11 protein-coding genes and 1 pseudogene are annotated in these 12218 nt (G+C 36.9%); 8 read left to right on the top strand and 4 right to left on the bottom strand.

The genetic code is table 11. The annotated features are described in order from the left end of the window. Positions 1 to 59: 59 nt before the first annotated feature. The gene (locus CUN59_RS03390; protein ID WP_104386503.1) at positions 60 to 266 is read right to left on the bottom strand and encodes a hypothetical protein; all 207 of its coding nucleotides are present in this window, start codon (positions 264 to 266) and stop codon (positions 60 to 62) included. 394 nt (positions 267 to 660) lie between these two features. Then, positions 661 to 2049, bottom strand: a complete 1389-nt coding sequence (locus CUN59_RS03385; protein WP_207765359.1) for a 1-acyl-sn-glycerol-3-phosphate acyltransferase — start codon at positions 2047 to 2049, stop codon at positions 661 to 663. 99 nt (positions 2050 to 2148) lie between these two features. On the opposite strand from CUN59_RS03385, the gene CUN59_RS03380 reads away from it, so the two are divergent. Further along, positions 2149 to 3957: a proline--tRNA ligase gene (locus tag CUN59_RS03380; protein ID WP_104386501.1), complete on the top strand. Its 1809-nt coding sequence runs from the start codon at positions 2149 to 2151 to the stop codon at positions 3955 to 3957. 68 nt (positions 3958 to 4025) lie between these two features. After that, a pseudogene (locus CUN59_RS03375) lies at positions 4026 to 4292 on the top strand (element excision factor XisH family protein); the annotation flags it as partial. 86 nt (positions 4293 to 4378) lie between these two features. Here the strand turns inward: CUN59_RS03375 and CUN59_RS03370 are convergent. Then, entirely contained in the window at positions 4379 to 4666 is a 288-nt protein-coding gene (locus CUN59_RS03370; protein WP_438501799.1) for a transposase, read from the bottom strand. Between the two features lie 276 nt (positions 4667 to 4942). On the opposite strand from CUN59_RS03370, the gene CUN59_RS03365 reads away from it, so the two are divergent. From CUN59_RS03365 to CUN59_RS03345, 5 genes are all read left to right on the top strand, one after another. Further along, complete coding sequence (locus CUN59_RS03365) at positions 4943 to 5224, top strand: UPF0175 family protein (protein WP_104386500.1); 282 nt, start codon at positions 4943 to 4945, stop codon at positions 5222 to 5224. Beyond that, positions 5221 to 5703 (top strand): PIN domain-containing protein, encoded by a 483-nt coding sequence (locus CUN59_RS03360; protein ID WP_104386499.1) that lies wholly within the window; start codon positions 5221 to 5223, stop codon positions 5701 to 5703. The genes CUN59_RS03365 and CUN59_RS03360 overlap by 4 nt, the downstream gene beginning before the upstream one ends. Before the next feature lie 165 nt (positions 5704 to 5868). Then, the gene (gene modB, locus CUN59_RS03355) at positions 5869 to 7665 is read left to right on the top strand and encodes a molybdate ABC transporter permease subunit (protein ID WP_104386498.1); all 1797 of its coding nucleotides are present in this window, start codon (positions 5869 to 5871) and stop codon (positions 7663 to 7665) included. A 213-nt stretch (positions 7666 to 7878) separates the two neighbouring features. Then, the gene (locus CUN59_RS03350) at positions 7879 to 8676 is read left to right on the top strand and encodes a Uma2 family endonuclease (protein WP_104386497.1); all 798 of its coding nucleotides are present in this window, start codon (positions 7879 to 7881) and stop codon (positions 8674 to 8676) included. Positions 8677 to 8710: 34 nt separating this feature from the next. After that, complete coding sequence (locus tag CUN59_RS03345) at positions 8711 to 9580, top strand: nuclease A inhibitor family protein (RefSeq protein WP_104386496.1); 870 nt, start codon at positions 8711 to 8713, stop codon at positions 9578 to 9580. A gap of 496 nt (positions 9581 to 10076) precedes the next feature. Here CUN59_RS03345 and CUN59_RS03340 read toward each other — a convergent pair whose 3' ends face one another. Then, positions 10077 to 11213, bottom strand: coding sequence for a cob(I)yrinic acid a,c-diamide adenosyltransferase (locus tag CUN59_RS03340; RefSeq protein ID WP_104386495.1), 1137 nt, complete (start codon positions 11211 to 11213; stop codon positions 10077 to 10079). Between the two features lie 431 nt (positions 11214 to 11644). Here CUN59_RS03340 and fraC point away from each other — a divergent pair, with 431 nt between their 5' ends. Next, positions 11645 to 12175 (top strand): filament integrity protein FraC, encoded by a 531-nt coding sequence (fraC, locus tag CUN59_RS03335; protein WP_104386494.1) that lies wholly within the window; start codon positions 11645 to 11647, stop codon positions 12173 to 12175. Positions 12176 to 12218: the final 43 nt, after the last annotated feature.

Genomic DNA, 12218 nt, shown 5'->3' with positions numbered 1-12218 from the left:
CCTACAGATTAATAGCTATGATGTGGTTATAAAAAAGTAAGTGTTCTAATGGATGAAAATTAGAGTAGGAAGTTATTTAACAAGTTGCCAATGTTCAAACCAGGTAAGAATTGAGGTAACAAAGTATCTTTTAAGTTCTGCAAATTTGGTAAAAATGATCCAGCAAAGGGCAATACATTATTGAGTGGGTCAAGAAATAAATTAGCCCCACCGACTATAGTTTCTTGTTGTTCAATAGATACATCACTGAACAATGTATGAGACATAGTATAAATATCCTAAAAGTTAGATGACTGTAAGGGTTGATGACGGCTGTTTAGCTGTTCAAACCTTGACTTAATTACAATGTTATCTATAAATAAATAGTTCAATCATTATTGTTGTACACAAGTTGTATGGCTATAAAAATAGTATTTGTAGGGTGCGTTACGCTATCGCTAACACACCCTACGTATATTTCAAAATCAAATATTAGTATTTGTAGGGTGCTTTAGGTAAAGCTGTAACGCACCTAAACTCTTGATTTATCCAGCTTTTACTTTTATTCAGCAAACCATAAGTAGGTTGGCGTTAAAAATTGTCCTTGGGATAAGGTAGGAGGAAAAAGGGTTTTAGCCTTATTTACTTTTCTGCATACATTTTTTGACCTACTTACTACTTTTACAAAATTTTCTCAGATATCAACCCCTCCAATACCTGCTGTAAATCTGTTGTTAACTCAGCTACCGCTTGTCTAGCAGCAACTCGACTACTTTTATAATTTGGATAACGTTCAGAAATAGAAATTGGTTCACCTATAGTTATCCTGACTTGCTGCTTACCCAATTGTGGACGATTTACAGGAGCATTTCCCTTGATTTTATTCACTAAATCCCATAAAATTAAGGTTGTTTCGGCAAATCTTTCTAAGGTGGGTTTTTCTCGAATATACATCCCAGAAACAGCAACAAAATCTTCAACTAATCTCATGTGCCACATCCGCACATAAGCCTCTTCGGCGACTCTATCCCCTAAACTCTTATCAATGGATGATAATGTTTTAACATCTTTAAAATCTTCTCTAAAGATATAATTCCACCCAGATTGTTCTACTCGTCTACATCTATCATTCCAATTGCCTCTTGAGGGTAAATCAAAATATTGTTCAGCAATAAATAAGGCTACATTCATGACAGATTGTAAGCGATAAGCTAAAGCTTCATTTCTATCTGTAATTTCCTTATTGGTAATCTTTTGATCTGGTAATGTTTGATGATAAAATTTAGTATAAAATTTCTCCATTACCGATAATAAATGTTCTGCTAAACTTAATAAACGGGGATAAAGACTAGCAAAAGAAGCTTCTGTTTTTTCTTGATTTAGAGATAAACCACTGGCCGCTTCTAATTCAGTTAATAAATTTGCTATATTATCCCAAGGTTCATTGATATAACTATATTTAATGCCAATTGGTAAAATTAAAACTTCCTCATCTCTGCCGGCTTTTTGCAAATCTTCCGCACACCAAAAACCCATCTGTGCGATACCGGGTTCTAAGGGGCTGATAATTTCGGATAAACCATTTGTAGCACCTTCTGGGGCAGCAGCCATGGGAAACTGACCATTAATATACAAATCCCGCGCTGAACGCAACCCAGTCCAGTCTGCTTTACCCCGTTGAATGGGAGTCCCCCCTAAATGGGAAATTACCCAACCCACATGAGAACCAGCCCAGAGAGGAATGCCCCGATCATAGATAAAATGAGCATGAAGCGGATATTTTAGCTGTTTACCCTCAACTCGTGCTACTTTAGGCAAGATTTGGGAAAATAAGTAGGTTAAACACAGAGGATCTGTTGTCTGAGGATGACGAAAGGCCATCATAAACCGGATTTTACCATCCTGAAATCGCTGATAACAATCCGCTAAAATTTTAACGTTGTCTGCCTCAATGTTGCTAATTGGCGTTTGGAAACGTATCCAGCTTGGTAGGACTAAATGTACCAATTTTAACAACAAAGGGTTAAAAGCTGGCGGAATAAATTCTAAAGGTGGTTGTGCTTGATACATTGCTTCAAACAAAGTAGTTATCTCTTCAAGTTATAGCAGGTCTGATGTGACAGTTAACAGAGGTTAATTTTCATTAATTAGCAAGTAAAGGAAAAAACAATGCGATTATCACAAATGTTATTTGTTACACTACGGGATGATCCGGCTGATGCGGAAATTCCTAGCCATAAATTATTGTTGCGTGCAGGTTATATTCGTCGTATTGGTGGCGGAATTTATGCTTATCTTCCCCTGATGTGGCGAGTTTTGCAAAAGGTTTCCCAAATTGTTCGGGAAGAAATGAATGCGACCGGCGCACAAGAATGTTTATTACCCCAATTACAACCGGCTGAGTTATGGCAGGAGTCGGGAAGATGGGACACTTATACTAAGGCTGAGGGAATTATGTTTTCCCTGGTGGATAGAAGGGAACAACAATTAGGATTAGGACCAACCCATGAGGAAGTAATTACAACTGTTGCCCGTGATATGATTCGTTCATATCGTCAATTACCTCTACATTTATATCAACTGCAAACTAAATTTCGTGATGAAATTCGTCCCCGTTTTGGTTTAATGCGGGGACGAGAATTTATTATGAAAGATGGTTATTCTTTCCATGCTGATGAGGAAAGTTTGAAAAAAACTTACCAGGATATGTACACTGCTTACAGTAATATGTTGCGGCGTTCTGGTTTGGCTTTTCGCGCTGTGGAAGCTGACTCTGGCGCTATTGGTGGTTCTGGTTCGACAGAATTTATGGTGTTAGCAGATGCGGGAGAAGATGAAGTTCTCTACACTGAAGATGGTAAATATGCAGCAAACGTAGAAAAGGCGGTTTCTTTACCAGCAGATGCGGAAATTTCACCTTTTACAAGTTTTGAAAAACGGGAAACTCCGGGAACTGATACAATAGAAAAACTTTGTAAGTTCTTGAAATGTTCTCCTACTCAAGTTGTGAAAAATGTTTTATATCAAACTGTTTATGATAATGGTTCAACGGTTTTGGTATTGATCAATATTCGCGGAGATCAGGAAATTAATGAAGTTAAATTACAAAATGAATTAACTAAATTAGCTCCTCAATTTGCTGCTAAAACTATCCTTAGTCTAACTATACCCAATGCTGAAGCACAAGAAGCATGGCAAGCAAAATCTTTACCTTTAGGTTATATTGCACCGGATCTTAGTGATGATTATATTACTGGTAGTAAACAGGTAAATTCTCAATTTGTGCGGTTGGTTGATCAAACTGCGGTGGAGTTAAAGAACTTTGTTACTGGTGCAAATGAAAGCGGTTTTCACGTTGTGGGGGCAAATTGGGGTGAGCAGTTTAAATTACCATCATTAACCGTAGATATTCGGAAAGCTAGACCAGGCGATCGCTCACTTCACGACTCAACCCAAACCCTACAAACAGCTAGAGGTATAGAAGCTGGTCACATTTTCCAACTCGGTACAAAATACTCTCAAGCGATGGGTGCAACCTATACCAATGAACAAGGGGAAGAAAAGCCTTTAGTTATGGGTTGTTACGGTGTTGGTGTATCTCGTTTAGCACAATCAGCCGTAGAACAATCCTATGATAAAGATGGGATAATTTGGCCAGTAGCGATCGCACCGTATCACGCCATAGTGACAATTCCTAACATTAAAGATGCCCAACAAATCGCAGTTGCAGAAAAACTTTACACCGAACTCAACAAAGCAGGTGTAGAAACTTTATTAGATGATAGAGATGAACGAGCAGGTGTTAAATTCAAAGATGCTGATTTAATCGGTATTCCCTTTAGAATTGTCACCGGTCGAGCCATCACTAATGGTAAAGTAGAAGTAGTTAAACGGGTAAACCATGAATCTCAAGAAATTGCCATTGAGGAAGTTGTAAATACTTTGCAAAACTGGATTAAACAGGCAATAGAAGCCTAAGATTAAACTATTGTGGGGTGGGCATCTTGCCCGCCAAGTATCATAGTTTACTGGATATTTCAATAAAAATAACGGCTAAAGACAAATTTCACGATGCTGTCAAAAATGCTTTAATTAAAGAAGGGTGGATGATTACTAATGATCCATTATTTATACAATTTGGAGGAGTAGATTTATATGTTGATTTAGGTGCAGAAAAAATGCTTGCAGCCGAAAAAGATAATCAAAAAATAGCTGTGGAAATTAAAAGTTTCCTTGGTGATTCCACAATTTCTGAATTTCATCAAGCCCTGGGACAATTACTGAATTATCGTTTAATTTTAAGAAGACAAGATGACTATATCTGATATAACAGAAATGTTGAATGTCGTTACAAAACTTTACATATTTAAGTATAGTAGTATTATCAAGAGTGAAAATGTCAACATTTCATAATATATTCCATCCAATGAACATAACTGATTTGTTGACACATACAAGCTTGAAGATAGCGAAATTTATCTAACATCTTTTCACCCCATTCTTTCGGAACAGATACAAGTTGTAAAATCAGATAAGCGATGAGACTAGCATAGATTTGAATGGCAATACCATTAACATTTTTGGTAATTAATCTATCCAGTTTTAAGTGCATCTTTAAAAATTTCCATAACAGTTCAACTCCCCACTGTAAACGATAAATATCTATAAGCCAACCAACACTCAACAAAAAGACGGCTGTTTAAAACAGGATAATAATTTTTGGGTAGTCCGCCCAGGATATTTTTGACAATCTTGGGAAATGAGTTTATGATTATGGTTAATCAAAATATTTTAATCCTTCGCCCAAAATTTAACATATTTTGGGCTATTTTTATCAGGATTTTCTTAACATTCAACACTTCTGACTTTCAAAATGTGATCACTCAGCTATTATATTGTATAATTAAGTGATGTAGATTAAACTGACGCAAGGAAACCCAATATTTAGTAATGGTAAAATAAAATGGCCGCAACAGAAGTCAAATTTACCCTCACCTTACCAGAAGTCCCAGAAATTCATCGTTTAGAAGCAGAAAAAAAAGCCAAAGAAGCATACATCATGACATTATTACGTCATGGAGATATTAGTGCTGGACGTGCAGCAGAATTATTAGAAATTGAACGTTGGCAACTTTCTGATTTAATGGATATTTACCAAATATCTCCCTTCCCCAGTCAAACAAAGGAAGAACTACAGCAAGAAGTTACTCAAACACTAGAAATTTTAAGCCAGTATAAAAAGTGATTATTGTCTCCGATACAACTCCCTTGAGTGAATTAGCAAAAGTTGGACAACTCAATTTATTGCGGGATATTTTTAGTAAAGTAATTATTCTGCAAGAAGTTTATTATGAAGTAACAACAGGTACGCACCCAGCCGTTAAATTAGTCAAATCAGCAGATTGGATAGAGATAATATCTGTTAAGAATTTAGAAAAACTATCTAATCTCAAAAAGGCAACAAATCTAGGTGCAGGTGAATGTGCTGCGATGATTCTTGCTGAAGAGTTAGCATCTGATCAATTATTAATGGATGACTTGGATGCTAGACGAGTTGCTTTATCTAGAAACTTAAAGATTATTGGCACAATTGGCATTTTATTAGTAGCAAAACAACAAGGGTTAATTCCTGCAATCAAAAATGTTTTAGATAGTTTAATTTCAGAAGGTAAACACATTAGTTCACGACTCTATCAAGAAGCTTTATCAGCGGCACAAGAGTGATAAAATCATAATTGTTCAAGCTAGAATTTACTCAGATAGCTATTTGTGATTATTAGTTAACAATTATTGTTTACAAATATGATTCCTATAGTATTAGCAAGAATGTATTTTCTCTCTCATCCAGATTTATAAATGTGGAAAGCTTAGTAAAAAGATGAACAACCTATGCCGCAGGATTTATCACCGCTTTGGATATCGTTAAAAACTTCATTATTAGCGACCTTTATCACCTTCTTTTTAGGCATATCTGCCGCCTATTGGATGTTAGGATATCGGGGTAAAGCCAAAGCTTTAATTGAAAGTATATTTGTTGCTCCTTTGATTTTACCGCCTACCGTTGTGGGGTTTTTACTGCTGATATTTTTTGGGAAAAATGGACCAATTGGTAAATTATTAGAACCCTTTGATTTGACAATTGTATTTACTTGGTATGGTGCGGCCATTGCGGCTACAGTAGTTTCATTTCCATTAATGTATAAAACTGCTTTGGGAGCTTTTAGTCAAATTGATGCTAATCTTTTACGAGTAGCGAGAACGTTAGGAGCGAAGGAATTAACTATTTTTTGGCAGATTAGTTTACCCCTAGCCTTTCCCGGAATTATTGCCGCCACTACCCTAGCTTTTGCCCGTGCTTTAGGTGAATTTGGGGCAACTTTGATGTTAGCAGGAAATATTCCTGGACAAACACAAACTATTCCCATGGCTATTTATTTTGCAGTGGAAGCCGGGGCAATTAATGACGCTTGGTTTTGGTCAATTGCCATTATGATTATTTCCCTTTCAGGAATACTGATGGCTAACTTTTGGCAAGAATTTCAATCTAAATCTAAACCTATAAAAACTCAGATTAAGCAACGAGAATCAGAACAGAAATCTTCTATATTATTAGATAATTACGATACATCTGGCTTACTTTTAAATATTGAAAAAAGACTAAATAATTTTCACCTACAAGTTGCTTTTAATACTGATCATCAACCCTTGGGATTATTGGGAAGTTCTGGGGCAGGAAAAAGTATGATTTTGCGTTGTATTGCGGGGATAGAAACACCAAATAAAGGACAAATTATTTTAAATAATCGAGTATTGTTTGATTCAGAAAAGAAAATTAATCAGCCAATTCATCAACGCAAAATCGGTTTTTTATTCCAAAACTATGCTTTATTTCCCCATCTCACAGTAGCCCAAAATATCGCCTTTGGTATACCGAAATCAGTTAATATTAAAGAAGAGATAGAAAAGCAATTAATAGCCATGCACTTACAAGGATTTGGCGATCGCTATCCACACCAACTTTCTGGAGGACAACAGCAGCGCGTAGCATTAGCCAGGGCTTTAGCTAGTAAACCAGAAGCATTACTTTTAGATGAGCCATTTTCCGCCCTGGATACCCATCTCCGCAGTCAATTAGAACAACAAGTTACAGAAATTCTCGATGATTATGGTGGTGTAACTTTATTCGTTACCCATAACATGGAAGAAGCCTATCGTTTATGTCCCAATCTATTAGTATTAAACCAGGGAAAAGAAGCCCATCATGGTTCTAAATATGAGATTTTTCAACATCCTGCTACTGTAAATGTCGCTCAAATTACTGGCTGTAAAAACTTTTCCCGTGCTAATATTTTATCACCTCAACAAATAACCGCAACTGATTGGGGTTGTAATTTACAAGTGGGTGAAAAAATTCCGCCAGAATTATCTCATATTGGTATTCGCGCTCATCATCTCATGTTCACTCAAGATCCTGACCAAGTAAATACATTTCCCTGTTATTTAGTCCGCACCAGCGAAACACCACACAGAATGACAGTATTTATTAAACTTAATTCTCCCCCTCATGATATTTATGATTATCATTTGCAAGGGGAAATTTATAAAGAAAAGTGGATAAATCTTCAAGATCGTCCTTTTCCCTGGTATGTATATTTAGACCCACAAAGATTACTTGTAATGGCGTAAAAATTTCAGTGAATCTGAGAATAGTAATACAATCCACAATTTGCAACACCCCAACCTAAGCTAAAATTCAAGTAAGTATTCAGCTATAGCACTTGTTTCCAGATCCCCGACTTCTAAGATAGATTTATCCTTTGCGAATACAATCAAAGAAGTCGGGGATCTTATCACCTCACCTGAATCCTTACAAATTCAAAATCTAAAATCTCAAATCAAATGACTTTCCTCATACCTCAAACAGAACCACCCCTTCCTCCTTGGGAAACCTTGCCAACAATGTATGATTTACCTAGTGAAAATCCAGAGGAAAAAGGCTTGCCAGACGACTTTCATTTTTTACAACCCTTACTTTTATATTTAACTTTTCAGCCCATAAACTGGAATCCAGAATTAGTTTATAGTGCTGCTGATCTCAATCTTTATTATGATCTGCAACATCCTTTATGGTATAAACGCCCTGATTGGTTTGGTGCAGTTGGAGTCTCCAAATTATATAATGGCCAAGATTTGCGTTTAAGTTATGTGACTTGGCAAGAACCAGCAAATCCCTTTGTTGTTGTGGAATTATTATCTCCTGGTACAGAAGATGAAGATTTAGGAAATAGGGAAAGTAAGATAGATAAACCTCCAACAAAATGGGAAGTTTATGAACGCATTTTAAGAATTCCTTACTATATTGTGTTTAGCCGCTACACTAACGAAGTCCGGGCATTTCAGTTAGTAGGTGCTCATTATGAACCGATAAATATGATTGAGGAACGCCTACCTATGCCAGAATTAGGTTTAAGTTTAGGATTATGGCAAGGTACATTTCAAGATATTACCAAATTGTGGTTAAGGTGGTTCACACTCACAGGAGAATTAATTCCTGAACCAACGGAAGAAGCTACCCAAGCAAAAACAGAAATTGCCCAAGCAAAAACAGAAATTGCCCAAGCAAAAACAGAAATTGCCAAACTATCACAAAAGTTGCGTGAGTTAGGAATTAATCCTGATGAACTTGATAACTATTAACTTGATAATTTTTTGTTAAAAAATAGCTAAGATCATGAAAAGCAATAATGTCAAACTTTTACAGCAACTGGCAAAATTTACAGCAGACTTGGAATTTCCATGGAGTGATTCAGATTATCCTATCTATCCTTTTCTGTGGGAAAGAGAAGTTTCAGGAGAATTTACCATAGAGAACTTGTTCAGATCAGTAACTCCTCAGTTTGAACCTTATGAAGAAGGTGGTAAAATTCTGAAAACGGCAAATTTAGAAGATTATTTAAAGCAGGTTTGGCAAAAAACGCCAAAACATCAAAAAGCTATCGAATTACTCAAAAATAATACTTTATCTTTAGAAGTAGCAGAAATTAGATCATTAGATAACCCACCGGATACATTTAAAATCCTTTTAGGACAAACAAAATCAGGAGAATGGATTGGTATTGCTCCCCAAATACCAGCGGATTTTGAAGAATATACTCCCACGGGTGACATGATCATCGGAGAACCATTACTGCCAATTTATCTACCACAAACAGCGACAAATTTTGAATTATTAAATAAATTAGAACCTCTATTAGCAGATTTAGATTTTTGTGAAATAAATCTTTTAGGAGGTTTCACAGATACAGGGTTTATTCTCAGATTTGGAGAAACGAGAGAATCAATGTTTAATAATTTGTTAGATGCAATTGGATTTGCGAGAACTTTTCCCTTTCAAAAATTAACTCCAGATACCGACTCTGAGGATGATTTTGAGGAGGAATACATGGAAGCTACTCAAGGAATAGATGATTTACTCCAGTCAAACTTAACCAATTTACACACCTATTTATTTGGTATTGGTTGCTGTTATAATATTTACTTTATTGGTCAAACGCCAGATGGTGATGTTGCTGGGGTAGTAAGTATGGCTGTATGGTCATAACGGTCTAATAGACATCTCCAAAAAAGATTGTAGAGACTTTCTGGGGAATGTCTCTATAAAGGTTTCAAACCATGTACATTTAATTAATCCTCCGATGTCTCATGGGTAAGGGCGAAGCATTCGGAAAATAATCTTTGCTAGAAACCAATAACTAATCCTCCGATGTCTCATGGGTAAGGGCGAAGCATTCGGAAAATAATCTTTGCTAGAAACCAATAACTAATCCTCCGAATGCTTCGCCCCTACTTAATTATTTTTTAGTTGTGAAAATAGTTGTAAACATCATCAACATTCCACCCAAAAGAATTGCGATCGCTAATCCTCCAGCCACTAAATCTAAAATATTATTATCTATGGTCATATTATTCCTATTGATCTATTCAGTAAGTTGGTGTTAAAAGTTGTCATTATGGGAGCAGAGGAGCAGAGGAGCAGAGGAGCAGAGGAGCAGAGGAGCAGAGGAGAAAATTTTCTTGCCTCCTATCTCCTGTCTCCTCTAAAAATCTACGCCGCGTTTGAGTTCTACTCCTTGGTTAGCGTAGTGTTTATGACAATAAACTTCAGAGTGAATACTTGCTAAATCAAAATAAGCGGGATGATTTTGACAGCGACCTGTGATGATCACTTCCGTATCACGGGGTTTACGTAATAAGGCTTGAACGATGGGATCAACTGGTAACAATTCTAAATCAACGGTGGGATTCAGTTCATCGAGGATGATGGTTTTATACACACCAGAAGCGATCGCTATTTTGGCAATTTCCCAACCCCTCTGAGCTTCTATATAGTCTAAATCTTGACGAGAATTACGCCAAACAATGGCATCCCGTCCACAACGTTGATGATCTACTACCTCTGGATAGGATTGCTGTAAAGCGGCGATCGCTGCATCTTCAGTATATCCACTACCACCCTTGAGCCACTGCATAATTAACACACGGGTAGACCCAGGATGATTAATCCCCCGACCAATGGCTTTTAAAGCTTTACCCAAGGCACTGGTAGATTTTCCCTTGCCAGCACCCGTATAAATTTCTACACCTTCAATTAACATTGCTGCCGCCGTCGGGTGATGTTGGGGTTTCATTTCCGAATGCAAATCCGCAATATCTAATAATTCCTGGGGTGCAGCGCGTCCTGTGGTGATAATTTCCAATTCCTGGGGTTTAAATTTTAAAGTTTTCACCACTTCATCCACTGGTAGCAAACCCAAATCCAAAACCGGGTTAATTTCATCCAGGACGACAACGGAGTATAAACCAGAGGCGATCGCCCCTTTAGCCACATCCCAACCCCGTGCAGCTTCCGTTCTGTCAAAAGCTGTAATTTGATCATGGCTAAAAAATTCTGCCCTACCGGTGCGAACCTGATCAATTAAATGGGGAAATCCGCGTTGTAAAGCAGCGATTGCCCCATCTTCATCATAATCCCGTTCTGGTCCTTTCAAAAACCGCAGCAGTAACACACGGTGAGAATCCCCTGGTGTTTTGATTCCCAAACCAATCGAGCGCAAAACCACCCCTAAAGCCGCTTGGGACTTACCTTTGCCCACACCATCATAGACGTGAATTTGACCCGTCAGCCGTTCAGAACGCACTTGCGCTGTGCGAATACCGATGCCGTTCCTTGTCATATTTTGCAATTTTGAAAAGCTATAAAGTAGCAATTCTTTATCTTAGCGAAACTAGACTGGAGATTGTTGGTTTTATCCCTAAGTATGGCAGTATCATAGATGTATTATTAGTTATAGAGTACGTCAGGTATCAACAATCTATTTATTTGCAGGATTTATGCAGTCTGACGTGGTTGGTGAGCTTGTCGAACCACACCCTACCAATGTCCCGGTTGCGTAAGTCCTGGTATTATTAAAATTAGTGAAAATATCTTAGATACCCAGATCCGAAAATGCCAGAACAATGAGATAATTTGCCATGATCCGTATACTTGCAGTTATACTGTGTAGAATTATCCTACTCCCCAGGAGTAAGGCTCATCGGTGAACCTAATAGCAGTACAAAAAATAATTTACAAATTACCAACTCATGTCTTTTAGCTGTAACCATTATGTCAGATGAATTATCACTACCCATAATTTTGCCTATCGGGGCAATATTTTTTGGAATCTTATTTTTACTCACTACCATTCCCATCGAAGCTTTGGTTTTTAACAAATGGCTGAAATTCGACAAAAGAACTAGCGTTTTTTATGCTATATCCATCAACGTTTTTTCTAGTGTGATTGGTTGGATTATATTTTTTATGGTCGAGCCAATGTTACCAATTGGGATTAAATCAGAACTGATTAATTATATATTCTTTAATAAAATCAAAGATCCCAATATTAGCAGCCTGATAATTTTCTTATCATTTACTATTTTCATCAGCACTTTTTTAGTTAAATTCTTACTCATGAAGTTGCTGATCATATTCATGGATGAAGCAGGTCAAAAAGCTGAAATTACTTCTTCCCAAGAAAGATACTTTTATATGAGTCTAGCTAAGTTACAAACTACTAATCTGATCACATCCACATTAATTGCTAATGCCCTCAGTTACACTGCTATTACTGTCATCATATTAATTCGATCTCGCTAAAACAAAAATCCAGATCAACCAAATTTATAAATTAGAGGTAATT

Origin of the sequence: Cuspidothrix issatschenkoi CHARLIE-1, assembly GCF_002934005.1 — a bacterium.
Classification (GTDB): domain Bacteria; phylum Cyanobacteriota; class Cyanobacteriia; order Cyanobacteriales; family Nostocaceae; genus Cuspidothrix; species Cuspidothrix issatschenkoi.
Note: the sequence above shows the minus strand (reverse complement) of the source record. Positions and strands in the feature narration are given on the sequence as shown.